17 protein-coding genes and 1 tRNA gene are annotated in these 24,657 nt (G+C 60.8%); 10 read left to right on the top strand and 8 right to left on the bottom strand.

What is annotated here, in order from left to right; translation table 11 throughout:
• Positions 1 to 251: 251 nt before the first annotated feature.
• From ocd to rocF, 3 genes are read right to left on the bottom strand one after another with little or no spacing between them, the layout of a single operon-like run.
• The gene (gene ocd / locus AB1E33_RS00300) at positions 252 to 1,304 is read right to left on the bottom strand and encodes an ornithine cyclodeaminase (protein ID WP_372575262.1); all 1,053 of its coding nucleotides are present in this window, start codon (positions 1,302 to 1,304) and stop codon (positions 252 to 254) included.
• Positions 1,301 to 2,230: a citrulline utilization hydrolase CtlX gene (gene ctlX, locus AB1E33_RS00305; RefSeq protein WP_372575263.1), complete on the bottom strand. Its 930-nt coding sequence runs from the start codon at positions 2,228 to 2,230 to the stop codon at positions 1,301 to 1,303. Before ctlX ends, ocd begins: the two co-directional genes overlap by 4 nt.
• The gene (rocF, locus tag AB1E33_RS00310; RefSeq protein WP_372575943.1) at positions 2,227 to 3,153 is read right to left on the bottom strand and encodes an arginase; all 927 of its coding nucleotides are present in this window, start codon (positions 3,151 to 3,153) and stop codon (positions 2,227 to 2,229) included. The genes ctlX and rocF overlap by 4 nt, the downstream gene beginning before the upstream one ends.
• 108 nt (positions 3,154 to 3,261) lie before the next feature.
• Between rocF and AB1E33_RS00315 the strand changes: the two genes are divergently transcribed.
• On the top strand, positions 3,262 to 3,687 hold the full coding sequence (locus AB1E33_RS00315) for an Lrp/AsnC family transcriptional regulator (RefSeq protein ID WP_372575264.1): 426 nt from the start codon (positions 3,262 to 3,264) through the stop codon (positions 3,685 to 3,687).
• On the opposite strand, the gene AB1E33_RS00320 is transcribed toward AB1E33_RS00315, so the two are convergent.
• The gene (locus tag AB1E33_RS00320) at positions 3,688 to 4,161 is read right to left on the bottom strand and encodes a disulfide bond formation protein B (RefSeq protein WP_372575265.1); all 474 of its coding nucleotides are present in this window, start codon (positions 4,159 to 4,161) and stop codon (positions 3,688 to 3,690) included. It lies immediately after the preceding gene.
• Entirely contained in the window at positions 4,158 to 4,736 is a 579-nt protein-coding gene (locus AB1E33_RS00325) for a YqaA family protein (RefSeq protein WP_372575266.1), read from the bottom strand. Before AB1E33_RS00325 ends, AB1E33_RS00320 begins: the two co-directional genes overlap by 4 nt.
• 580 nt (positions 4,737 to 5,316) lie before the next feature.
• Between AB1E33_RS00325 and AB1E33_RS00330 the strand changes: the two genes are divergently transcribed.
• From AB1E33_RS00330 to AB1E33_RS00340, 3 genes are all read left to right on the top strand, one after another.
• Positions 5,317 to 7,167, top strand: a complete 1,851-nt coding sequence (locus tag AB1E33_RS00330) for a hypothetical protein (RefSeq protein ID WP_372575267.1) — start codon at positions 5,317 to 5,319, stop codon at positions 7,165 to 7,167.
• A gap of 29 nt (positions 7,168 to 7,196) precedes the next feature.
• Positions 7,197 to 8,246: a TAXI family TRAP transporter solute-binding subunit gene (locus AB1E33_RS00335; protein WP_372575268.1), complete on the top strand. Its 1,050-nt coding sequence runs from the start codon at positions 7,197 to 7,199 to the stop codon at positions 8,244 to 8,246.
• Positions 8,247 to 8,409: 163 nt separating this feature from the next.
• A tRNA-Pro gene (locus AB1E33_RS00340) sits at positions 8,410 to 8,486 on the top strand.
• A gap of 90 nt (positions 8,487 to 8,576) precedes the next feature.
• Here AB1E33_RS00340 and AB1E33_RS00345 read toward each other — a convergent pair.
• Entirely contained in the window at positions 8,577 to 9,539 is a 963-nt protein-coding gene (locus AB1E33_RS00345; protein ID WP_372575269.1) for a LysR family transcriptional regulator, read from the bottom strand.
• Positions 9,540 to 9,619: 80 nt separating this feature from the next.
• Between AB1E33_RS00345 and AB1E33_RS00350 the strand changes: the two genes are divergently transcribed.
• Genes AB1E33_RS00350 through AB1E33_RS00365 form a run of 4 tightly spaced genes read left to right on the top strand, consistent with a single transcriptional unit; the run spans position 9,620 to position 17,212 of the window.
• Entirely contained in the window at positions 9,620 to 11,149 is a 1,530-nt protein-coding gene (locus tag AB1E33_RS00350) for a trimethylamine methyltransferase family protein (protein WP_372575270.1), read from the top strand.
• A complete protein-coding gene (locus tag AB1E33_RS00355; protein WP_372575271.1) occupies positions 11,149 to 13,515 on the top strand; it encodes a GcvT family protein in 2,367 nt (788 codons plus the stop codon). Before AB1E33_RS00350 ends, AB1E33_RS00355 begins: the two co-directional genes overlap by 1 nt.
• A complete protein-coding gene (locus AB1E33_RS00360; RefSeq protein ID WP_372575272.1) occupies positions 13,512 to 15,890 on the top strand; it encodes a GcvT family protein in 2,379 nt (792 codons plus the stop codon). The genes AB1E33_RS00355 and AB1E33_RS00360 overlap by 4 nt, the downstream gene beginning before the upstream one ends.
• Positions 15,887 to 17,212, top strand: a complete 1,326-nt coding sequence (locus tag AB1E33_RS00365; RefSeq protein ID WP_372575273.1) for an aspartate aminotransferase family protein — start codon at positions 15,887 to 15,889, stop codon at positions 17,210 to 17,212. The genes AB1E33_RS00360 and AB1E33_RS00365 overlap by 4 nt, the downstream gene beginning before the upstream one ends.
• Positions 17,213 to 17,310: 98 nt before the next feature.
• Here AB1E33_RS00365 and AB1E33_RS00370 read toward each other — a convergent pair whose 3' ends face one another.
• On the bottom strand, positions 17,311 to 17,772 hold the full coding sequence (locus AB1E33_RS00370; RefSeq protein WP_372575274.1) for a hypothetical protein: 462 nt from the start codon (positions 17,770 to 17,772) through the stop codon (positions 17,311 to 17,313).
• A 535-nt stretch (positions 17,773 to 18,307) separates the two neighbouring features.
• On the opposite strand from AB1E33_RS00370, the gene AB1E33_RS00375 reads away from it, so the two are divergent.
• Both AB1E33_RS00375 and AB1E33_RS00380 read left to right on the top strand, forming a co-directional pair.
• Positions 18,308 to 21,961 carry a vitamin B12-dependent ribonucleotide reductase gene (locus AB1E33_RS00375; protein WP_372575275.1) on the top strand — a complete coding sequence of 1,218 codons (3,654 nt, stop codon included), beginning with the start codon at positions 18,308 to 18,310 and terminating at the stop codon, positions 21,959 to 21,961.
• 719 nt (positions 21,962 to 22,680) lie between these two features.
• Positions 22,681 to 22,926, top strand: coding sequence for an EF-hand domain-containing protein (locus tag AB1E33_RS00380; RefSeq protein WP_306194565.1), 246 nt, complete (start codon positions 22,681 to 22,683; stop codon positions 22,924 to 22,926).
• A 103-nt stretch (positions 22,927 to 23,029) separates the two neighbouring features.
• Here AB1E33_RS00380 and AB1E33_RS00385 read toward each other — a convergent pair whose 3' ends face one another.
• Positions 23,030 to 24,574 (bottom strand): trimethylamine methyltransferase family protein, encoded by a 1,545-nt coding sequence (locus AB1E33_RS00385; RefSeq protein WP_372575276.1) that lies wholly within the window; start codon positions 24,572 to 24,574, stop codon positions 23,030 to 23,032.
• Positions 24,575 to 24,657: the final 83 nt, after the last annotated feature.

The following is a 24,657-nucleotide window of genomic DNA, read 5'->3' on the forward strand; positions in this document are numbered from 1 at the left end:
CTCGCAAAGGGCCTGAACTATCCAGCATCTCCCAACACGTTGAAATCTTTGATTTCAGGCGGGGTTGGGTGACCCAGGTAACGCGCGAAATGCAATAATGGTGGCCTTTCGCAAAGTGTATAGGTCTCTTGGATCCTGAACGCGGTACTGCGCCAGCCGGTCGACGGGCGCGTTCCTGTTCATCCGGAGGAAACCCAGTCGGGAAACCGTGCCCGGCCGGACCGGGGGCAGTGCCCCGGTCCCGGGTCTTTTCATGCGCTGCCCGGCGCGGCGCGTTGCAGCATGCCGAACAGATCGCGCGGATCGTCGGGATCAGCGAGCAGGTCAAGCGCGTGGTAGAGGCCCGTCGCCTCCAACTGATCGCGCACATAGCGCAGCGCCGAGAAATCCTCGATCGCGAAACCGACGCTGTCAAAGAGCGTGATCTGGCGCTCTGACGTGCGGCCCGCAGCCGCGCCGGTGATGACCTGCCAGAGCTCGGTGACCGGATAATCGTCGTCGAGTTGCTGGATCTCGCCCTCGATCCGCGTTTGTGGCGGGTATTCCACGAAAATGTCAGAGCGCTGCAGGATGCCTGCGGCCAGCTCGGTCTTGCCGGGGCAGTCACCGCCGATGGCGTTGATGTGCACGCCGCTGCCAACCATATTGTCGCTCAGGATCGTGGCGTTTTGCTTGTCTGCGGTACAGGTGGTCAGGATCTGCGCGCCCTCGATGGCCTCTTCGGGTGTCTTGCAGATCACCACCTTGATATCCTGCGCCGCAAGGTTTGCCGCGCATTTCTCGGTCGCAGCCAGGTCGATGTCATAGAGCCGGACCGATTTCAGCCCGCAGATCGCCTTCATCGCCAGGGTCTGAAACTCGGACTGCGCCCCGTTGCCAATCATCGCCATCGTGTCCGCGTCTTTCGGGGCCAGGTGTTTTGCAACCATGGCCGAGGTGGCGGCAGTGCGCAGGGCGGTGAGCATGGTCATCTCGCTCAAGAGCATCGGATAGCCCGTTTCGACATTTGCCAGCAGGCCGAAGGCAGTAACCGTCTGCAGCCCTTCCTTGGTGTTCTTGGGGTGTCCGTTGACGTATTTGAACCCGTACATTTCCCCATCGGAGGTGGGCATCAGTTCGATCACACCAACCTCGGAATGGCTGGCGACGCGGGGGGTCTTGTCGAACAGCTCCCAGCGGCGAAAATCATCTTCGATGTATTCGGCGATGCCGGTCATCATTGCTTCCACCCCGATATGGTGGATGAGCTGCATCATGTGATCGACGGAGACAAACGGCACAAGTGCCTTGTCGGAGGGTTTCATGCGGCGGTCCTTTCGGGGCGGCGGGTCAGGTGGATACCGGCAAGCATGCAGCGCACCGATCCTCCCGCGGTTTCAAGAGTGGGAATGGTGAGTGGCAGTGGTTTCGCCGAGCGCTCGATGACGGCCAATTGATCGGGACGCAGCGCCTCAAAAGCGCGCGCCGACAAGGCCAGCAGACGCTCGGAGCCAGTCAGCTCGATAGCGTTGCCGGCGAAATTGCCAATCTGATCATGGGTCAGGTCGATCACCTGGCGCCCATTCTCTGACAACCTTTCCGCCACTGTCCGGCGGCGTTCGGGATCGGGGATCATGTCGAGGCAGATCAGCGCGTAATCGGTGCCGATGCCCATCAGAACATTGGTGTGATAGATCGCGGTGCCCTGCGCGTCGGCGGCGTCGAAACTGATTGGTTCATAGTTGAAATGCGCGCAGAACCGTTCCAGCAGCACCGGATCGGCGCGGTTCGACCGGGCCACATAGGCGATGCGCCCGATATGATCCAGTACCATGGCGCCGGTGCCTTCGAGTGACAGACCGTCCTGCTCCAAGCCGCTGTAGTCGATCACTTCCGAGACCCGATAGTCGCGTTTGAGCAGTTCGATCACATCCGCGCGGCGCTCGCGGCGGCGGTTCTCGGCATACATCGGGTAAAGTGCGATATGGCCGCCGGTATGGGTTGAAAACCAGTTGTTCGGGAACACGCTGTCGGGTGTGTCCAGGTCGCCGTGATCGTCAAAGACATGCACGTTCACACCGGCCTCGCGCAGCGTTCCTGCGACCCTGTCGAACTCGGCGCGGGCGCGGGCAGAGACGTCGCGCGCATCAGCCTGGCTCTGAAACGCGTTGTCGGCGCTGGTTTCGGGGTTGGGGTGAAAGGCGTGCGGCCGGATCATAACGACCGAGGAGGGGGCCTGTATGATGCTCACGAGAAACTCCGTGTCGGCCGGTCAAAGACGCGGCGGCCCAGCGCCGAGGCGGCAAGGTCCACCATCAGATGCGCGGTGCGCCCGCGCTCGTCCAGGAACGGGTTCAACTCGACCAGATCAAGCGAGGTCATCAACCCGCTGTCGCTGATCATCTCCATTACCAGATGCCCCTCGCGCATGGTGGCACCGCCCGGCACCGTAGTGCCGACGGCGGGCGCAATCGACGGGTCCAGGAAATCCACGTCGAGTGACACATGCAGCAGACCGTTCTGACTGGCCACATGATTCAGGAACGCGGCCAGCGGGCGGACGATGCCATGTTCGTCGATCTGGCGCATGTCGTGAAAGCGGATATCGGAATTCTGCAGCGCCTCGCGTTCCGCAGTGTCGACCGAGCGTAGGCCAATGATGCAGATGTTTTCCTCGGGCACCTTGTTGGTGATTACCGGAAAGCCGGTGAAGCCGCCGCGTCCGGTCACATAACCCAATGGCGTACCATGCAGATTGCCGGAACCGGTGGTCTCTGGCGTGTGGAAATCGCTATGAGCATCCAGCCAGAGCACGAAAAGCGGGCGGTCGACCGAGGCCGCATGATTCGCCATCCCGGCCACGCTGCCTAGTGCAAGCGCATGATCGCCGCCCAGAAAGATTGGCAACCCACGCTGTGCGGCCTCTTGACCGGTGCGGATCAGCCGGTTTGTCCAGCCGATGGTCCGATTGGGCTGGTGCAGATGGGTATCGTCGGGTTCCGCCGCATGTGAGGCCGGGGTCAGGTTGCCCATATCCTCGACCGCGTGGCCCAGATCACTCAGCGCCTGTGCCAGCCCGGCAGTGCGGTAGGAATCGGGGCCCATCAGGCACCCGGTGCGCCGCTTTCCGCTATCTACGGGAGCGCCGATCAGAATACATTTTGTGGACATCATCATTCGCCTGTCATTTCAGTCTTCTTCCAAAATCTGTGCAAACTGTGTTGCAATCCAGAGGCAAAATTGGTCGATTGGGAAGTGAGTTGATCAAAATGGATATGCAAGATGGACAAAACGGATGAAAGGCTGGTGTCGGCCCTGCGACGTGACGCGCGAGCGTCGCTCTCGGATCTGGCGCTGCAACTCAGCCTGTCGCGCACCACGGTCCGCGCCCGGATCGAGCGGCTTATCCAGCGCGGTGACATTCTGGGTTTTTCGGTGGTGCTGAAAGAGGACACGGCGCAGGACCCGGTGCGCGGGCTGATGATGATCGGGATCGAGGGGCGCGGCGCGCAGCGGATCACCCGCCAGCTTCAGGGGCTGACCGAGGTGCGGGCGATCCATTCGACCAACGGGCGCTGGGACCTGATCGTCGAACTTGGCACCGAAACGCTGGAGGAGCTGGATCGGGCACTGGCACGGATACGCAGTTTCGAAGGGGTGCAGACCAGTGAAACCAGCCTGCTGCTCTCGACCAAGAAAACGGTCTGATCAGTTGCGTCCGACGCGGGCGGCAGAGATCCAGACGCACATTTGGAACAGCGAAAACAGCGCATTCCAGTTCGCCATGGTGAGGCCCAGAAAGAAGGGCTGCAGCGCGTCGCACATCACCAGCGGGGCCAGATCGGCACCCCCGGGCAACAGCGCGTCACCGCTCATCCCGGCCAGACCATCGCCGCTGCCGGTGCAACTGGCGGGGCCCTCCCACCACTTGCGCTCGACACCGGTGTGAAAGATTGCGATGCCGCCGGTCGTGGCCGAGGCCGCAGCCCCCAGCAGCGGAAAGATCGGGCCAGGGATCGCCAGCGCACACAGACCTGCGACGATGGCGGCAAAATGCGGCCAGCGCTGCCACAGGCACATGGCGCAGGGCTCCCACCCGAAAAACTGCGAGATATAGGCCCCGACAAGCAGCGCGGTCGAGGTGGCAGTCGCCGTCAGCACCAGCCTGTTTCGACGTGTCAAAGGTACCTCACAAGCACGAAGCCGCCAATCAGCAGAGCAATAAACAAGGTGAACATGAGACCGAGACGCTTTTCGATGAAATCGCGTATGGGCTCGCCGAATTTCCACAAAAGCCCGGCCACGATAAAGAACCGGAGACCACGCGCAAGGATCGAAGTGGCAATGAACGTGCCCAACGGCATGCCGGTCCAGCCCGACATGATGGTGATGACCTTGTAGGGGAAGGGGGTGACACCAGCGGTCAGGACGGCCCAGAAGCCGAAATCGTTGAAACGGGTGTTGAACGCGTCCATCGCCTGCGCCTTGCCCATGGCTGCCAGCACGGGTTGTCCGATGGTTTCATAGAAGAACGCCCCGATCGCATAACCCAGCAACCCACCCAGTACCGAGGCAACCAGCGCAACTGTGGCAATCAGAAAGGCGCGCGACGGCGCGGCGAGGATCATCGGGATCATCAGCACATCGGGCGGGATCGGAAAGACCGAACTTTCCACAAACGAGACCCCGGCCAATGCCCAGAGCGCATGCGGGTGTTCGGCAAGACGCATAGTCCTGTCATAGAGATTTCTCAGCATCGGATTGTTATGCTCACTGCCTCTTGGTCGGGCCCGGCAAAGCACGACAAGCGGAGCAGGTCAACCAGTGAGGCCCGATTTGCCGAGCCAGAGGTGCCGGAGTGTCCGTTGATCCTTCGTAAGTCGAGCCTGCGGGAACGCAAAGCGACATTTGGGATCTTGTAGATGCCTGAGGGGTCTTATGCGGCTCAACACACTCGCAAAACCTCGCCAATGCAGCTGGCATCATTTCGCAGGCCCGTAAGAGGTGCATTAGGTAGCCAAGGTCCAACTGATGCATTGGGACCATATAATGTTCACGCCCCGAGCTCATTCCATTCTTTTTTTCAAGCGACAATAATGCTAGGATGATCTTATTGTTTTGTTTTTTTGTTCTAGGGTTTGGGTATTGATGTCATTGCTTTTCCGTAGTGTCGCGTTGGCACCCTTTGTGGTTTTGTTTGGTTGGACGCAGCCAATAATGGCGCAGGGCTCGGGTAGCGAGGTCGCGCCGCTGGGTAGTGCAGACAGAATCGATCCGCTTTCGCACGAGGTGGCGTCGTTTCGAAGCATCATTGCAGGGCTCGAACAGGACGCCAGGATGGCAGAGAACATGCTGAGAGCGACCCGCTCGCAACTCAAGACGGCACTTGCAGAAGTCGGAAAGCTTTCAAGAAATATTGACGACCTTCTAAGCACAGAGGCGGATATCAAATCACGAGTAGAAGCAGCCCGCACGGAGCTACAGAAACTGCAGTCCGAGACAGCGGCGGTGCAGGCTGACCTGACAGAGACGCGGGACAATGCCACGCAGCAGGCTGCGGCGCAGGCCGACATCCAATCCGCGCTGTCCGAGCGGGATGCAGTTGTTGCCCAGACCGAAGACGCAAAGACGGATCTGGCTTCGCTGAACACGGAAATCGACCGCCTGCGCCAGACCCGAAGCGATCTGGAGGCACAGATCGCCCGGTCCGAAGAGGCCCGCGTGGCGGCGGAACAGCAGGCGCAGAAGGTGGCGGCGGCGCAGGCCGACATCCAATCCGCGCTGACCGAACGGGATGCGGTGGTGGCGCAGACCGAAACCGCAAAGACGGACCTGGCCTCGCTGAGCGCCGAGATTGACCGGTTGCGCCAGACCCGAAGCGATCTGGAGGCACAGATCACCCGGTCCGAAGAGGCCCGCGTGGCAGCGGAGCAGAAAGCGCAGAAGGTGGCGGCGGCGCAGGCCGACATCCAATCCGCGCTGACCGAACGGGATGCGGTGGTGGCGCAGACCGAAACCGCAAAGACGGACCTGGCCTCGCTGAACACTGAAATCGACCGCCTGCGCCAGACCCGAAGCGATCTGGAGGCACAGATCGGTCAAGCTGAAGAGGCGCGCGTGGCAGCGGAACAGCAAGCGCAGGAGGTGGCGGCGGCGCAGGCCGACATCCAATCGGCGCTGACCGAGCGGGACGCAGTTGTTGCCCAGACCGAAGACGCAAAGACGGACCTGGCCTCGCTGAACACTGAAATCGACCGCCTGCGCCAGACCCGAAGCGATCTGGAGGCACAGATCACCCGGTCCGAAGAGGCCCGCGTGGCAGCGGAGCAGAAAGCGCAGGAGGTGGCGGCGGCGCAGGCCGACATCCAATCGGCGCTGACCGAGCGGGACGCAGTTGTTGCCCAGACCGAAGACGCAAAGACGGATCTGGCTTCGCTGAACACGGAAATCGACCGCCTGCGCCAGACCCGAAGCGATCTGGAGGCACAGATCGGCCAGGCAGAAGAGGCGCGCGTGGCAGCGGAACAGAAAGCGCAGGAGGTGGCGGCGGCGCAGGCCGACATCCAATCCGCGCTGACCGAACGGGATGCGGTGGTGGCGCAGACCGAAACCGCAAAGACGGACCTGGCCTCGCTGAGCGCCGAGATTGACCGGTTGCGCCAGACCCGAAGCGATCTGGAAGCACAGATCGCCCAGGCCGAGGACGCGCGCGTGACGGCAGAACAACAGGCGCAGGTTGCGGCAGCGAATCGCGATGCCATTGCGGCGCAGCAGGAGGCCAAGAAAGCTGAAATCCAGAACACCCTTGCCGACCTTGCCGCGCTAGAGGCAAACACGGCAGATCTCAGGTCTCAACTCAGTACACTAAGGACGGAACGGCAAGAGACCCAAGCAGCTTTCGATGCGTTGAAGGCCGGGTCGCAGCCCGCTCAAGCACCGGTCCAGGAGGCACCGGCCCAAACCGCAACCAGATCGAAGCAGCGCCGGGCGGCGCCGTTGCAGTCTGAAGAAGTCAGCCGAGCGATTGCGGCAGCACCGGGTTTGGCTGGAACTCCCGCCGAAAAGCGAAGTGAGTTGCAGGAGCTATTGACGGAAGGTGTATGTACACATGACGCATTGAGTGCCGTATTCAACTCGATCAACCGTCAGACGCTCGCGTCACTGGTCCGCGATCTTGGTCGTTGTTGAAAAACCGAATTTAAGGAACAGGAAGAAAGATGAAGAATTTTGCAAAACGATCGCTGCAGCTTTTGGGCACTGCCTTGATCATGTGCTTTGGCCCCAACAGCATCGAAGCACAGGAATTCGAGAAAAACATTCTGACCGGCGGCCCGACCGGCACCTATATTCAGATCGGTCGCGACATCTCGAACCTGATGGCTGGTTGCGGACAGACACTGATCGTCAATGAAAGCGCCGGTTCCCTGGAAAACTTCCTGGGCGTGCGCAAGCGGCGGGCGACGCAGTTCGGGATCGTGCAAAGCGACGTTCTTGAATATCTGAAGACTTATTCCGCGAACGACCCCGACATTGCCCGGGCGATTGCCGGTGTAAGGATCGCCTTTCCGCTTTATAACGAAGAGGTCCATATTCTGGCCTCCAAAGACCTTGGCTCGGTTGCAGACCTGAATGGCAAGCGGGTTGCCGTGGGCGTTGCCGATAGCGGTACGTTTCTGACGGCATCGCTGTTGCTGGATTTGGTCGGTGTCAAAGCAGGGAAGACGCTGACAATCGGACCCGATGAATCGATGGCGCGTCTGAAGAATGGCGAGATCGATGCATTCTTTTATGTTGCCGGAGCGCCAGCTCGGTTGTTTGCGGACTCGGGCCTGGACGTATCGAAATTCCATCTGCTGCCGATTGTCGATCCGGTGCTGCAGGCGGTCTACACTCCAGTGCAGATACCCGCGGGCACTTATGACTTCGTATCCGAGCCGCTTGATACCGTCGCCGTGAAAGCGGTTTTGATGACATATGATTATGACAGGGGCCGGAACAATTATCACCGGCTCAGCTGCGATGCAGTTGCGGATGTGTCGAACCTTATCCAGAACCAGTTTTCGGCGCTGCAGCAGATCGGACATCCCAAATGGGGGCAAGTTGACCTGAATGACCAGCCTCCCGGATGGGATATCGGAATTTGTGTCAGCCGGGGACTTGACGAGAACTATGTGCCTAATTGCCGTGAGGAGCCTGGGGAATCGGTTCTCGAAAGCCCTGCAAACGCAGCCTATCGTGAACGTATCTGCGCAGCGATTGGCTGCTGACTTGCTTGCAGGCGCCACGCCAATAGCTCGGCCATCCGGTTGCTGACTGGATCGTGCGTTCCTCGGTTGGGGGGGCGCATATCGAATAAAACGAAAGCGTGGCAGAAACGGGTACTTTAGGGCTTTTCAAACCCGTTTCGCATCGCTAGGTAGGCGCACGGTCCGGGGCGTGGCGCAGTCTGGTAGCGCACCTGTTTTGGGTACAGGGGGTCGTGAGTTCGAATCTCGCCGCCCCGACCACATCTGCAACGATCAGGCGATTGTGATCGGCAGCCTTTGCGTCGTGCTCCCTTTCTGGGAGCAGACCATCGGAATCGAAACCGGGTGTGATCAGGCGTGATCCACACTCTTTGAACCGATCTCTCCCACATGCTCGACGATTTGATGCATCAATTTTCGTTTCGACAACTCCGCCACCGCCGTTGGCAAATTTCGCAACTCTCCCTGTCTGGCAACCACTGTCAGCGTTCGGGACAACCCGACGACCGGCAATTCCATCAGACGCAGTTTCATGTTTTCCACCATGCCATCGATCAGCAGGGTTGGCGTCAGCAAACTGAACCCCTGACCGGCGGAAACGCAGGATGTCACCATGCTGGAGCGGTCGGCCTGAATGACCTTGTCCGGCTCAAACCGTAGGCGCCGCAGGTGCTGGGCTATTTTTCGACCGGCATTGGTCGTGTCTCCGAACCGCACCAACGGCAGGCGCTTCTGGATGGCTTCAAGGTTGTCTGTGGGGCCGTCATACCCGCTTGGCAGGACAAGCAGGTAGTCTTCTTTCAGGATGTGATGCCGTTCCAGCCCGTCCATGTCCAGGAATGGGTTCGAGGTGATGGCCAGATCAGCTTGTTTGGTACGCAGCAAATGCTCGTGATTTCCGCTTTGACCTGCGTGGAGCGTAATATCCTCGACACCGAATTCACTTTGGACCAGCGCCACCAGCGATGGCGTTAACGTGGTTGCGATGGACGCCTGAATTCCGACCCGCAACAGGCTGATCGACGCTTGCCCCACATGGCGCAACTCGGATTCCATGTCGGACAGGGCGTGAAGGATTTTTTGCGCGCGATTGTGCAGGCGCAAGCCCGCGTGGGTCAATCGCGCGGGCCGAACGCTGCGATCGATCAGGCGCGTGCCGAACGCCTTTTCAAGCGAGGCAATATGTTGCGATGCTGCGGGTTGTGACAGGCCCAACAGCCGGGCACCCGAGCGCATCTGGCCGGTTTCTGCCACGGCAACAAAAACTTCCAACGAGCGGATGAGGCTGGGCGAAAGGGAACGGCGGTCGAGCATCAGATCATCTTTAGTATAAGAATTCCTTATATAGTGTGAATGCGTTTGGGAACTGTCAATCCACCTGCAAAGCTAAACGCATGGAACGACGAGGCAGACACAGACGCCGCGGCAACGCGGCCCGGGCCACCGGAGCAGAGCCTTGCGCGCCGTTCATTCAGCGCAAACTTTCGACCTTCAATGTCCTGAGCGAGGCTGGGTTGGAGCAAATCGAGGCCAATGCGGATCAAATCCTGTTCGAGACGGGAATGGAGTTTCGGGACGATCCCGAGATACTGACAATCTTTGCCGATGCCGGCTGCGATGTGGCCGGATCCCGGGTTCGGTTTGCCCCGGGGTTCTGCCGCAAGACGATCATGGCCACAGCTCCGGCACGATTTGTCCAATATGCCCGCAACCCAGAGAAAAATGTGCAGCTTGGTGGCGATGCGACGGTATTGTGTCCGTCCTGGGGGCCACCGTTTGTCCATGATCTGGACCGGGGACGGCGCTATGCCTCCTATACGGATTTCATTGAACTGGTGAAGCTGCACCAAACGCTTCCGTGGTTGCATCATTCCGGCGGTGTAGTGTGCGAGCCGGTGGACCTGCCGGCCAACAAACGCCATCTGGACATGCTTTATGCCCATATCCGCCATTCGGACCGGGCCTTCATGGGTGCCTTTATCGGCGCCGAACGGGCCGGACATGCGATCGACATGGCAGGCATTCTGTTCGGTGAGAAATTCGTGGCCGAAAAGCCAGTGCTCTACTGCGTGGCCAATACCAATGCACCACTGGTGATGGATGGCCATATGTCCGGGGCCCTGAAAACCTACGCGCGGGCTGGCCAGCCGGTGGCCTGTACGCCTTGGGTCCTGACCGGAGCGATGTCACCGACCACCGTGGCCGGAACGCTTGCACAGGTTCTGGCCGAGACGATGGCAGCCATGACGCTGGTACAGCTCATCGCACCGGGTGCGCCGTGTCTGATGGGGAGCTTTGCCGTGACGATGTCGATGAAATCCGGCGCGCCGACCTTTGGAACGCCCGAGGCAGGCCTGATGGTGCTGGCAGCCGGACAACTGGCCCGCCGTCTGGGTGTGCCGCTGCACACGGTCGGAACGCTCAGCGCGTCTAAACTGCCAGATGCCCAAAGCCAGCAGGAAGCAACCTGGGGACTGATGATGTCCATGTTCGCGGGCGCGAACCTGATCAACCACGCGACTGGGTGGTTGGAAGGCGGGTTGGTCACGTCATTTGAAAAAACGATCCTCGATCATGATCTCTGCGGCAAAGCGGCCCGGTTCTTTGAGGGCATCGACCTCAGCGAAAATGCACAAGCGATGGAAGCTATCGCCAAGACCGGACCCGGGAAGCACTTCCTTGGGTCCGAGCATACGCAGGCCAATTTCATGACGGCCCTGTTTCGCCCCTGGGCGCCGGATGACAATTCTTTTGAACAATGGGACGCGGCGGGGGCGAAAGATGCGGCGACGCGGGCCAATGCGATCTGGAAAGATCGCTTGCACAGCTACGAAGATCCCGGTCTGGACGCTGATATCGATGCCGCGCTGCTGGATTATGTTGCCCGCCGCAAGGCGGAACAGCCTGATCGGGACTATTTCTGATGGCGGGCACCTTGATCATAGGTGGCGGTGCGATTGGTCTGAGCCTTGCCTACCACTTGGCCAAGCGCGGCGCGCAGGATGTCCTGCTGCTGGAGCGAAACCAACTCACTTCGGGCACATCATGGCATGCGGCGGGTATCGTCGGACCGTTGCGGGCTACACCAAACATGACACGGCTCGCAATGGCGGCACTGGACGTGTTCCCGCATTTGGAGGCCGAAACCGGCATGTCGACCGGCTATGTCCGCACCGGTGGTTACTGGTTGGCACGGGAACCCGCACGGCTGGATGAATTGCATCGGATCGCCGATCTGGGGACGACACAAGGACTGTCACCGCGCATGATTCAGCCCGGTGAGGTTCCGTTGGGACTGCTGGACCTCTCGCATCATGTTGGTGCGCTGTATGTCCCGGAAGATGCAAATGTGAACCCGGTTGATCTTTGCATGGCCTATGCGCGCGCTGCCCGGAAACAGGGCGTCACGATCCGCGAAGGCGTGCAAGTGGCAAGATTGCTGAAGGATCGCCGCCGGATCACAGGCGTGGTCCTGGCAGACGGGACGCAGATCGCGGCAGACCGCGTGGTGATCGCCACCGGTGCCTGGTCGTGCGAATTGGCGGCAACGGCTGGGGTTGCCCTGCCGCTACAGGCGGTTGAGCACATGTATGTTGTCACGGAACCCCTGCCGGACCTGCCCAATCCATTCCCGGTGATCCGGGATCTTGATCGCGGCATCTATATCAAGGGCGACGCGGGCAAGCTGGTCTTTGGCGGATTCGAACCCAACGCCAACTGCTGGGATGCTTATGGTCCCGAAGGCGATCGCGCCTTTCTGGAACTGGCCGAGGACTGGGATCATTTCGCGCCCTTTCTGGAAGCGGCACTGGACGTGTGCCCGTCACTCAAAACCGTCGGCATCCAACATTTCATGAACGGACCCGAGAGCTTTACAGCGGACACGCGACCTCTGGTTGGCGAATCCGAGGTTGACGGGCTGTTCGTGGCAGCCGGGATGAACTCGGTCGGGATCATGTCGTCGGCGGGGATCGGTCGCGCGCTTGCGGATTGGATCGCCGATGGCGTTCCACCAATGGATATGTGGGAGGTTGACGTTGCCCGCGTCGATCCGGCGACCGCCAGCCCCTCTCATCTGCAGGATCGCATGAAAGAGGCTGTTTCCGACCTCTTTGCGCTTCACTGGCCCTACAAGCAGCCCAAGGCCGGACGGAATTTGCGCAGAACCGCGCTGCACGATCACTGGGCCGCGGCAGGTGCGCAGTTCGGGGTCACTGCGGGATGGGAGCGCGGGCTCTGGTATGGGGCGGCGCAACCCTATTCCGTCGGGACACAGGCATGGTGGCCGAGGGCCGAGGCCGAAGCGGCCGTCATGGCAGAGGGCACCTCGCTGATCGATCTCAGTCCGCTGACCAAGCTAGATCTGTCCGGGCCTGACACGCTCAGCGCTTTGAACTGGCTCTCGACCGCTCAACTGGATGTTGCTGTGGGCCGTACCGTTTACACGCAACTTTTGAATGCACGTGGCGGGATCGAGATGGACGTGACACTCACCCGGCTTGGGGCCGAGGCGTTTCACCTGACATCGGGCGCGGCAACCCGGGCACGCGATCTGGCCTATTTGCGTCGCAACCTGCCCGACACCGTGTCGATTGCGGATGTGACCGAAGATTTCTGCACTATCGGTGTGATGGGGGCCGGCAGCCGCGCGCTGTTGGAAGGTCTGGGCGAAGTGCCTGCCATAGGATTTGGGCACTCCACCGAGGCCCGGATCGCCGAGGTCACATGCCGCGCTACCCGCCTGAGCTTTGTCGGTGAGTTGGGCTGGGAGCTGAGGGTGGCCAATAAAGACGCGGCAATGCTGTTTGACGCTTTGCGCGGCGCCGGGGCGACGCCGCTGGGACATTACGCGCTGGACGGTTGCCGTATTGAAAAGGGCTTCAAACATTGGGGGCATGAGCTGGGGCCTATGGTGACGGCGCTTGAGGCCGGGTTGGCGTTCACCATCGACTGGGGCAAAGATTTCATCGGCAGTGCCGTCTTGCAGGCGCAGCGATCGGAGGGCGTGCACCAAAGGCTTGTCCTGATGTCGATCATGGGCGAGGCGCTGATGCAGCATGACGAGCCGGTCTTTGAAGCCGGTCGCCATGTGGGGCTGACAACCTCGGGGGGGCGCGGGCCGCGCACCGGCCTGAACCTGTGCTTTGCAATGCTCGACACCATGCCGGGCGAAACCCTGACGCAGACCTGCGCGCGCGCTTTCACTGTCAGAGTCGCCGGGCGAGACTACTCGGCCACACCGCTGCGCCGCGCTCCATTTGATCCCGATGGCAAAAGGATGCGGGCATGACCAGGGTGCAAGTGCTGATCATCGGGGGCGGGGTCATGGGCGTCTCGCTCATGTACCACCTGGTCAAGGCGGGTTGGTCTGATGTGTTGCTGGTGGAAAAGAACGATCTCACCCACGGCTCGACTTGGCACGCGGCGGGACTGTGCACGCATTTCGCCCATAACCCGACCATTCAGGAACTGCGCGCGGTATCTGTCCGGCTTTACCGCGATGTGTTGCCGCAAGAGACAGGGGAGGATTGCGGCTTTCACCCGTCGGGTGCGATGCGCATCACCCGCAACCCCGACCGAATGGACGAGTTTCGCCATGTGGCCGGATTGTCAGAATTCACCGGCTATCCGCTCGAAATTCTGACGCCGGATCGGATCGCGGACCTGCATCCGCTGGCACGGCTCGACGGATTGCTGGGCGGTATTTATGAACCGGATGACGGTCATGTCGACCCGTCACTGGCGACCAATGCGATGGCGAATGTTGCCCGTCGAGGTGGGGCGCAGATCTGGCGCAACTGTGCCGTGACGGGGATTGCCCGAGACAGCGCCCACTGGCGGGTCGAAACGCAGAAAGGCGTGGTTGCGGCAACCCACATCGTCAACGCAGCCGGGACATGGGGCTGGGAAATCGGACGCATGATGGGCTTGAACATCCCGTCGGTCCCCGTCCTGCACCAATATCTGGTGACCGATACAGTGGATGCTGTCCGAGACCGCGTTGCCGCCGGATTGCCGGAACTGCCCATCATCCGCGATCCGGAAGAAAGCTGGTATGTGCGCCAGGAACGCGACGGGCTGATCCTCGGTCCTTACGAAAAAGAAGCGCAGGTCTGGTCCGTTGATGGTGTCCCTCCCGGATTCGGCGCCGAGTTGATGCCTCCGGATCTGGACCGGGTCGAACATATCATCATGGCAGCGATGGAGCGTATCCCGGCGCTGCAGACGGGCGGGGTAAAATCAGTCATCAACGGGCCGATCACCTTCACCCCCGATGCCAACCCGCTGATCGGGCCCGCCCACGGCGCGCAAAATGCCTGGTTGCTGACTGGATCCTCGATGGGCGTGATGGAGGGTGGCGGTGCCGGTTGGTTCCTGTCCCTTTGGATGACCCACGGCGCGCCGCCGATGGATGCGCTGAGCGTCGATAGCCGACGTTTTGGCGCCTGGGCGGACCGCAATTACCGTGTTGCCAAGGCGGTCGAGTGTTTCGGCCTCCAGTTCGGCGTGCATTACCCCCATGAAGAACGCCCCGCCGGGCGCGGTCTGCGCCTGTCGCCTCTGCATGACCTGATGATCGAGCGCGGCGCGGTGATGGGTGCAGCACATGGCTGGGAACGGCCTAACTGGTTCTCCTCCAAGCCGGGCGTGGTGGCTGACGAAACCTTCCGCCGCGCCAACTGGTTCGGTCCGGTCGCGGCCGAGGTCGAGGCCGCATCCACCCGTGTTGCCATGGCGGATCTGTCTGTCTTCTCCAAGTTCGACGTTACGGGGCCGGATGTTGCCCCCTTTCTCGAGGCATTGGGAGCCAACCGTGCGCCCGGGCCAGGCCGGATCGGACTGACCCATGCGCTCACCCCGGCTGGCGGGGTCTTGTCGGAATTCACTGTCACGATGCTTGGGGCAGGGCACGCCTATCTGACGTCGGCTGCTGCGGCCGAGGAGATTGACCTCGACCTGTTGCGCGCGCGCGCCATGGGCTTCAACGTGCGGGTCAAAAACATAACCGAAGACATTGCCGTGATCGGCGTCATGGGGCCAAAGGCTGCTGACGTTTTGCCGGAAGTGGCCGATATGCCATGGCTAACGGCGCGGGAGACGACCGTTGCGGGCGTGCCGGTGCGCGCTTTGAGGGTGTCCTATATTGGCGAGTCGGGCTGGGAATTGCATGTTGCTGCCAAGAACGCCGTTCAGCTCTTTAAGATGCTGGAGCAGACGGCGCAGCCCTTTGCGCCGGGGTTTTATGGCGCCTATGCCGCCAATTCCATGCGCCTCGAAAAAGGGTATCGGGGATGGGGAAGTGATCTAACAAGCGAGCGCAGCCCTATGGAGGCGGGGCTTGCGTCTTTCGTGCGCCCCGAACTACGCCGCGCGCTGGCCCGCGACACGCCCTGGGACATGGTCCTGCTACGGATCGAAGCTGGCGAAGTGGACCCGTTTTATGCCCATACGCTTTGGCAGTCTGGACGCCCCGTCGGCATCGTCACCTCTGGCGCCTATGGCCATCGCACGGGCAAGGTGCTGGCGCTGGCCTATCTGCGCGAGGTGACGGCCCGTGACAACCTGACCATCTCGATCCTTGGCATGCATCGCGCGGCGGTTATCCTGCCGGAGCCGCCATTTGACCCACGCAACATGCGCCTGAAAGCCGGAGGCTTTTCATGACCGACCATACCCTGCACACCGATTGGGATATCGACACCACTGCAGCAAGACGCGACCAATACTACGCCGCCTCGCTGACCCGTTTCACACCCTTCCGCGACCCGATCGTGTTCAGGAAGGGGCAGGGACAGTATCTGTGGGATGCCGACGGGCGAAAATACACCGACATGCTGGGCATGAATGTCTGCATTTCGGTCGGCCATTCCCACCCACGCGTGGTTGCCGCCGCAATGGAACAGGCGCAGACCCTGACCCATTGCACGACAATGTTCTACCACCCCACACCAGCGCATCTGGCCGAGGAACTGGCGGCAACCATGCCCCGCGGTCATGATTGGGTGGTGCATCTGACCAATTCCGGCGCCGAGGCGATCGACCTGGCGATGACCATGGCGCGTACCTATACCGGGAACCTCGATCTGTTGGCCTTGCGCACAGCATATCATGGCCCCACCGCGGCGGCGCAGTCGATCACCGGCATTGCCGGTTGGCGGCATCCGGGAATGCCCGGCAACGTGGCCTTTGTGCCCGAGCCCAATCAGTACCGCGGCATTTTCGGCCCCGGCACGCAACCGTATCTGGACGAGATCGACCGCACGATCGCCTCGGCCACATCGGGGCAGGTCGCGGGTATATTCGTCGAGAGTGTCCAGGGCTATGGCGGCATCATCGAGATGCCCCCCGGCTACATGTCTGGCGCGGCCGCTCGGGTCCGCGCGGCGGGCGGGCTATACATTGCCGATGAGGTGCAATCGGGCTTTGGCCGCACTGGCGCACATTTCTGGGGGTTCGAGGCCGACGCGGTTATCCCTGACATCGTGGTCATGGCCAAAGGGCTCGGCAACGGCTTTCCCATTGGCGCGGTGGTGGCGAAGAAACACGTCGCGGCGCCAATGGCCGAGAGGTTCATGTTCCACACTTACGGCGCCAACCCCACCTCTGCCGCTGCCGCGCGGTCTGTGCTGGCCATTTTGCGTGACGAAGGACTGCAGGACAACGCGCGCACGGTCGGAGACGCATTGCTGGAGCGGTTGCACGATTTGAAAGACAAACACGCGATCATCGGCGACGTGCGTGGGACTGGCCTGATGCTCGCCATCGAAATGGTGAGCGATCGGGACGCCAGAACACCCGACAAGGACGCCACTACCGAGGTATTCGAAGCCAGTCGCGAGCAGGGGATCATTCTGTCGAAATCCGGGCCGTTTCAATCCTGCCTGCGCATGGTGCCGCCGCTTTGTCTTTCATTGGAGGACGTGGATCATGTGGCGAAAGGTCTGGATGTTGCCTGTCAGAAAGCAGCTGACCGCATCGGTCGCTAAACCGTAGTCCAAGAGACCGGGTCCGGTTCACTGGTCATGTTGCGCGTCAAATCGGTTTGATAGGGCGTCGTCCGCGATTCAGATTGGTGAGAGATGCTTTAGCCGGGTTCTGCCAACACTCCGGGTTCGATCGGAGCGCCGCCTGCCATGCGCAGCAGTCGGGACATTCTGCGGTTGATTCGCGGATCTCCCGGCACCACGCGCTGTGCCAGCCCCTCTTTCTGCGGCACGTTCAGGAACAGTTCCGCATCCACCACATATCCCGGCGCGTCCTCGGTGGCGACGAACCGGATCACCAGTTGAGGCAGGTCTTCGGGATAGCCGTCATAAGCCAGGATCGTTGCGGCCGCCTCGGGCGGCGGAAGCAGTTCGCGGCACTCATACACCTCTTTGCCGGTATGCGAGAACGTATAGGCCGGGCCGGTGCAGGCAGCTTCGAACACGTCGAACAGCTGGGTCGGATACTCCATGAACCGGGCCGAGCTTTTGCCGGGCACAACATCTTGGGGTGCGCAGGCCGTCAGAAGGGCCAATGCCAGGATTGATCCGATGCGTTTCACCTGCTGATCCGTTTTGTCTGCTGCCCGTGTTCGGGTGCCAGACTAAGGTAATTCCGCAACAGTTGCGATGGGGATAATTTTGCAATCGGCATGTGTGCGCCGCTGTGCTCTTTGTGCCGCAGCCCTGCGTAAGGCACTGGAAATCATACTGTTATTTTACTCGGCGTAACGGCTCTCAGCAAAAGGCAGGGTGTGGAGGAATCGTTCACCCGCATCAGGCCGGTGCCATGGCTCTACGGGTCAACAGAAAATAGTTGGATTTTTTGGTAAAAATATCGTTGACCTTATATGACTGCATACGCCAAGTTGTGTAAGCCAGCAGCGTCGCCACTAAATATGGTAGGAAATGCCGAGGCGGCAAAGCAGGCGGGATAGAAAACAAATCATCAAGCAACACGCGACCAGATCGTGTTTGTACCGTGAGATTTGCGGTGCCGGGGGTGTTTTTGTCCCGCCAATGGCGACCGGTTCTGAACCGGGACAGAGAGGGCGATGCGTCCAGTGGAATGATGCTGAATATCTGAGGACAGCGGACATGAAGATTGAAAGAAGATTTACCAAGGCTGGACAAGACGCTTACGCGGAGCTCGATTTCGTCTCTGCGACCTCTGAAATCCGCAATCCCGATGGCACCATCGTGTTCCGGCTGGACGATATCGAGATCCCGTCTTCCTGGAGCCAGGTCGCAAGCGACGTGATCGCGCAGAAATACTTCCGCAAGGCGGGCGTGCCCAGCACCTCCAAGAAGGTCCGCGAAAAGGACGTGCCCGAGTTTCTGTGGCGTTCGGTGCCTGCCGAGGATGCCGAATTCGGCGGTGAAACCTCCTCCAAGCAGGTGTTTGATCGCCTCGCCGGCGCCTGGACCTATTGGGGCTGGAAGGGCGGCTATTTCACCACCGAAGAAGACGCACAGGCCTATTACGATGAAATGCGGTTCATGCTCGCCACTCAACGCGCTGCTCCGAATTCACCGCAATGGTTCAACACCGGTTTGCATTGGGCCTATGGTATCGACGGCCCGGCGCAGGGCCATCACTATGTCGACCACAAGACCGGCAAGTTGACCAAGTCGAAATCGGCCTATGAGCATCCGCAGCCCCATGCCTGCTTCATCCAGTCGGTCGATGACGATCTGGTCAATGAAGGCGGCATCATGGACCTGTGGGTGCGCGAGGCGCGTCTGTTCAAGTACGGTTCTGGAACCGGCACTAATTTCAGTCACTTGCGCGGCGAAGGTGAACCGCTGTCGGGAGGTGGTAAATCCTCGGGCCTGATGGGCTTTCTGAAGATCGGCGATCGTGCCGCAGGTGCGATCAAATCAGGCGGGACAACCCGTCGAGCAGCGAAGATGGTGATCGTGGATGCCGATCACCCCGATATCGAGGCTTTCATCGATTGGAAGGTGCTCGAAGAGCAGAAGGTGGCCTCGATCGTTGCCGGATCGAAGATGCACGAGAAGATGCTGAACGGTATTTTCGAGGCCATCCGCACTTGGGACGGAGCCGAGGCTGACGCCTATGACCCTAAGGTGAATGACGGCCTGAAAGTCGCTGTTCGCGAAGCAAAAAACGTCGCCGTCCCCGAAACATACATCAAACGCGTGTTGGATTACGCCAAGCAGGGCCATACCAGCATCGAGTTTCCGACTTACGACACGGACTGGGACTCGGAAGCCTACAATTCGGTCTCGGGCCAGAATTCGAACAATTCGATCCGCGTGACCAATGCGTTCCTCACCGCCGTCGAAAAAGACGCTGATTGGCAGTTGATCAACCGCGTCGACGGCAAGGTTTCCAGAACCGTCAAGGCGCGCGATCTGTGGGAAAAGGTCGGTCACGCCGCCTGGGCCTGTGCCGATCCGGGCATTCAGTATCACGACACCGTCAATGACTGGCACACCTGCCCGACAGACGGTGAAATTCGCGGCTCAAACCCCTGTTCGGAATACATGTTCCTGGACGACACCGCCTGCAATCTGGCCTCAATGAACCTGCTGACCTTCCTCAAGGATGGCGAGTTTCAGGCCGAGGATTACATGCATGCCACGCGGCTCTGGACCCTGACGCTGGAGGTCAGCGTGACCATGGCGCAATTCCCGTCCAAGGAAATCGCGCAATTGTCCTACGACTTCCGCACGCTGGGTCTGGGCTATGCCAATATCGGCGGTCTGCTCATGAATATGGGCTTTTCTTATGACAGCGACGAGGGCCGTGCGCTGTGCGGATCGCTGACCGCGATCATGACCGGTGTGGCCTATGCCACCTCGGCCGAGATCGCCGGAGAGTTGGGGCCGTTTGCGGGCTTTGAGCGCAACGCAGCGCATATGCTGCGGGTCATCCGCAATCACCGCAATGCTGCCCATGGCGCCGTGAACGGCTATGAAAAGCTGAGCGTGAAACCGGTGCCGATGGATCACGCCAACAATCCCGATCCGCGTCTGGTGCAACTGGCCATGACCGCTTGGGACGAGGCGCTGAGCCTTGGCGAAAAGAACGGCTTTCGCAACGCACAGGCAACTGTGATTGCTCCCACCGGCACCATCGGTCTGGTGATGGATTGCGACACGACGGGCATCGAGCCTGACTTCGCGCTGGTCAAATTCAAGAAACTGGCCGGTGGTGGATACTTCAAGATCATTAACCGCTCGGTTCCGGCCTCGCTGGAAAAGCTGGGCTATTCCAGCGCCCAGATCGAGGAGATCGTGTCTTACGCGGTGGGCCACGGCACCATCGGCAACGCGCCCGGCATCAACCACACCTCGCTGGCGGGGCATGGGTTTGGCGCCAATGAACTGGCCAAGGTGGATGCAGCACTGGCTTCAGCCTTCGACATCCGCTTCGTGTTCAACCAGTGGACTTTGGGCGAAGATTTCTGCACCAGCGTTCTGGGTATCCCGGCAACCAAGCTGAACGATCCCACTTTCGACCTGCTGCGTCATCTGGGCTTCTCCAAGGCCGATATCGACGCCGCCAATGACCATGTCTGCGGGACCATGACGCTGGAAGGTGCGCCGCATCTGAGCGAGGACCATTACGCGATCTTCGATTGCGCCAACCCTTGCGGCAAGAAGGGCAAGCGCTTCCTGAACGTCGACAGCCACATCACCATGATGGCAGCGGCGCAAAGCTTCATCTCTGGCGCGATCTCCAAGACGATCAACATGCCCAATGACGCTACGATCGAGGATTGCCAGAAAGCCTATGAACTCAGCTGGTCGCTGGGCATCAAGGCAAACGCGCTCTATCGTGACGGCTCGAAACTCTCGCAGCCCCTCGCGGCAGCGCTGGTCGAGGATGACGACGAAGCTGCAGAGGTACTGGAAAGCGGCTCGACCCAGGAAAAAGCCGCCGTTCTGGCCGAGAAGATCGTCGAAAAGGTGATCGTCAAAGAGGTTGTCAAATCGCATCGCGAAAAGATGCCCCAGCGTCGCAAGGGCTATACCCAGAAGGCTATGGTGGGGGGGCACAAGGTCTATCTGCGGACCGGCGAATACCAGGATGGCAACCTTGGCGAAATCTTCATCGACATGCACAAGGAGGGCGCAGGTTTCCGGGCGATGATGAACAACTTCGCCATCGCGGTTTCGGTCGGCCTGCAATATGGCGTGCCGCTAGAAGAGTTCGTCGATGCCTTCACCTTCACCAAGTTCGAGCCGGCAGGCATGGTACAGGGCAATGACAGCATCAAGAACGCCACCTCGATCCTCGACTATATCTTCCGCGAATTGGCGGTTTCCTATCTGGACCGCACCGATCTGGCCCATGTGAAGCCCGAAGGCGCAAGCTTTGACGATCTGGGCCGGGGCGAGGAAGAGGGCGTGTCCAACGTCACCGAGATCAGCGACACCGCGGCCTCGAAATCGCTGGAAGTGCTGAAACAGATCAGCTCGACCGGCTATCTGCGCAAACGTCTGCCGCAGGAGCTGGTGGTGCTGAACGGCGGCCAAACCGTGGGCGGCGTCGCTCTGGACAGTGCAGCGAACCCGGTGCAGGCGCTCAGCACGCTGGTCCCGGAAATGGGCGCCGAGACCGCGCTCGGCACCGGCACCGTCAGCATGGATGCCCGCACCAAGGCAAAGATGCAGGGGTACGAGGGCGATCCCTGCGGCGAATGCGGCAACTACACGCTGGTGCGCAACGGCACCTGCATGAAGTGCAACACCTGCGGCGGCACCAGCGGCTGTAGCTGAGGAAACTGAGGGGACCGGTGTAAATTCACCGGCCCCCGATGGATCTCCCGCAAGCGGGGGGCTTGGAAGAACCGGGTCCAACCGGGGGGGTCGGATAGCGAAAGGAAACACGGGCGTATCAGGCGATCAATTTCAGGCAGGGAAATACAGAGTTGTCCCGAGACTTAACCTCAGAAAACTGGGCGAGTCTGTGGAAAACACCCGCTGCAAAGCCAAGCCACTCACGGTTCGGGTCGCCTGATCACGCTTTTGAGAATCACGCCAGAGATGGCGTGTAGGGGTACAGGCGACAGATTCGCCTGACCCCGACGAGTTAGGGTGGGGCGGAAGTTCGGTCCTCCCACTCTCATCCGGGGCGGGTGCGCTCGCCCCTAACGACGTTCAGGCCGCAGGCAAAAAAACACGGGCGGTAAACTAGATGAGCCTGAACGGCGAAACTGAAAGGGGGGTGCAAGCCCCCCTTCTTTTTTTCTCGCAACCCCAGCGTGTTTCGGCAGAGCCTCGCCTAAATCCACCGATGCAATCCGACAGGTTCCGCCGAGCAAATCTCCGCTGACTTGGACGTGCGGTTCGCCGCGCAGTCCGGGCCGTGATTCTGGCGGCGAGCAGCCTGAAACGAGCGCAACTCACGCGGGTGGGTGACGGCGTTTCGCGGGTCGGTTTTTCTGTCCGTGTTCCAGAAAGGAACGGGTAAAAAACCGATAACTAGGAGTGATCCAATGAAACCGACCAAAACGACCGCGCTGCTTGCAATTGCCGTGTCTCTGCCCGCGCTGGCATGGGCCGCAGGAAAAGTGGATGCAAATGGCGATGGCGTATGGACGCTGGATGAGGTGCAGGCCGTCTTCCCCGAAATGTCCGCTGACGGGTTCAACGCGATCGACGTGAATGCCGACGGCGCCCTGGACGAGGCTGAAGTTTCCGCAGCGCAGGAAGCGGGTCTGATCCCGGCGACCGAAGGCTGACCCTTTCAAAGTAGGGGCAGGGACCGGCAAACAACCCACCATGCCGGTCCGGCGGCGGCCGCTTCAATGCGGCCGCCGCCTTTGTTTTTTCAGGCGGGATCTGTCAGGCGGGCAGGTGGATGTTGAACCGCTCGCGCAGGGCCCTGTCCAGCATCGGGTCCCAGCGCGCCTGCGAGGGGTGTGCCAGTATCATCTCTTTCCGCTCGGTGGCCTTGGCAAGCAGGTCGGGCTTGTCATTTTCTGCCCATTCCTTCGGCGAGGTGCGGTCGCCGAATGTCGGGTAGACATAATCCGCCTGCATCCGGTCCAGCGTCTGGCCGGTGCCCAGGTAATGCCCGGTGCCACCCAGACAGACCTCGGCGATCTGGTCCAGCGCCAGCGTTTCCTCGGTCACCTCGATGCCGCGCACGCAACGCAGCGCCTGACCGATCAGATCGTCGCTCAGGATCAGGCTTTCGTGGCAGAAGCCCAGCAGCGAGGCATGCATGCCCGCCGCCTCATAAACCATGTTGAGCCCCGAAAGACCCGCCATCACGTTCGAACACATTTGCTCCCATCCTGCCTGCATGTCGGGCAGTTTGGAATCCGATGCCCCCGCTGCGGCACCTCCGGGCAACCCGTAGAACTGGTGCATCTGCGAGCAACCCGCGCTCAGCAGGGCCTGTTCGCCCGACCCGATCGACATCGCCCCGGTGCGCAGGTCCAGCCCAAAGGGCCAGGTGCCGAAGATCGCCGGGTGGCCCGGCTTCACGGCGTTGACATAGACGAGTCCGGCGAGGCATTCGGCCACCGCCTGCACGATGGCGCCCGCCACGGTCGAGGGCGCGGTGGCCCCGGCCATGCCCGCGCTGAGCAGCAGCACCGGCATGCCGCCTTCGATGCAGCGCTCCATCACTTCGCAGCTTTCGGTGGCGAATTTCATCGGCGGAACGACGAAGCAGTTCGAGTTGCTGACAAAAGGCCGGGCGCGCCATTCATCCTCGCTGCCTGCGATCATGTGCAGCATCTCAAGCGCGGGGGCCACGAAATCGGGTTCGGTGAACGAGGTGCCGATATGTTTGGTTGTGCCCGAGCAGGCGGCGTAGATGGTGTTCAGGTCCATCTCGCGGTTGTCGGGGATATCGCGACAGACCATCGGGCGCTGCACGAAATGGATATTGTCGAGCTGGTCGCAGATCCGCGCGGCGTCATGCAGGTCCTGCACGGTTGAATCGCGGTATTCCCGACCATGCACATCGACCATATGCACCGCGGCGCCGGCGGTGCCGTAATGGACCCGCGTTCCGCTGAGATCCAGATCGGTCTTGCCGTCGCGGCTGCACAGCGTCACCTTGCGGTTTGCGATGGCCAGCGTATCCTCGACCAGTGCGCGCGGAAAGCGCAGGCGGCCATCATCACCCAGGATGCAACCCGCCTTGGTCAGGTATTCGACGCCGCTCGGGGGGGCGTCGGCCAGCCCGATCTGTTCCAGCGCGTCAAGTGCCGTATGGTGGATTTTCTCGACATCTTGCTGCGACAGCGCTTTCAGCGTGCCGCCTTCCATGCCGGGGCGGATGGGGCGGAGATGGTCGGGAAGAGCGGTCGCGCGGGCAGCACGACGCGCGGCGCGTCCGCCGCTGCGCGAGGAGGTTCTGGTTTGGTCGTTCATGGTCTGAATTGTCCGAAAAGGTCCGAGAGGCTTGGGTGAATAGGCGTTCAGACGCGCGCGGGTCGGCCACGCGCGGCACGGCC

Origin of the sequence: Ruegeria hyattellae, assembly GCF_041537925.1 — a bacterium.
In the GTDB taxonomy this organism is placed as follows: domain Bacteria; phylum Pseudomonadota; class Alphaproteobacteria; order Rhodobacterales; family Rhodobacteraceae; genus Ruegeria_C.

What these genes read in the sequence shown, in the direction of transcription:
- AB1E33_RS00315 (WP_372575264.1), top strand. Translation starts at nt 3,262, where the DNA reads ATGGACAAAACGGATGAAAGGCTGGTGTCGGCCCTGCGACGTGACGCG.
- AB1E33_RS00385 (WP_372575276.1), bottom strand. Translation starts at nt 24,574, where the DNA reads ATGAACGACCAAACCAGAACCTCCTCGCGCAGCGGCGGACGCGCCGCG.
- AB1E33_RS00350 (WP_372575270.1), top strand. Translation starts at nt 9,620, where the DNA reads ATGGAACGACGAGGCAGACACAGACGCCGCGGCAACGCGGCCCGGGCC.
- AB1E33_RS00330 (WP_372575267.1), top strand. Translation starts at nt 5,317, where the DNA reads ATGGCAGAGAACATGCTGAGAGCGACCCGCTCGCAACTCAAGACGGCA.
- ocd (WP_372575262.1), bottom strand. Translation starts at nt 1,304, where the DNA reads ATGAAACCCTCCGACAAGGCACTTGTGCCGTTTGTCTCCGTCGATCAC.
- AB1E33_RS00365 (WP_372575273.1), top strand. Translation starts at nt 15,887, where the DNA reads ATGACCGACCATACCCTGCACACCGATTGGGATATCGACACCACTGCA.
- AB1E33_RS00345 (WP_372575269.1), bottom strand. Translation starts at nt 9,539, where the DNA reads ATGCTCGACCGCCGTTCCCTTTCGCCCAGCCTCATCCGCTCGTTGGAA.
- AB1E33_RS00380 (WP_306194565.1), top strand. Translation starts at nt 22,681, where the DNA reads ATGAAACCGACCAAAACGACCGCGCTGCTTGCAATTGCCGTGTCTCTG.
- AB1E33_RS00335 (WP_372575268.1), top strand. Translation starts at nt 7,197, where the DNA reads ATGAAGAATTTTGCAAAACGATCGCTGCAGCTTTTGGGCACTGCCTTG.
- AB1E33_RS00355 (WP_372575271.1), top strand. Translation starts at nt 11,149, where the DNA reads ATGGCGGGCACCTTGATCATAGGTGGCGGTGCGATTGGTCTGAGCCTT.
- rocF (WP_372575943.1), bottom strand. Translation starts at nt 3,153, where the DNA reads ATGATGTCCACAAAATGTATTCTGATCGGCGCTCCCGTAGATAGCGGA.
- AB1E33_RS00375 (WP_372575275.1), top strand. Translation starts at nt 18,308, where the DNA reads ATGAAGATTGAAAGAAGATTTACCAAGGCTGGACAAGACGCTTACGCG.
- AB1E33_RS00360 (WP_372575272.1), top strand. Translation starts at nt 13,512, where the DNA reads ATGACCAGGGTGCAAGTGCTGATCATCGGGGGCGGGGTCATGGGCGTC.
- AB1E33_RS00325 (WP_372575266.1), bottom strand. Translation starts at nt 4,736, where the DNA reads ATGCTGAGAAATCTCTATGACAGGACTATGCGTCTTGCCGAACACCCG.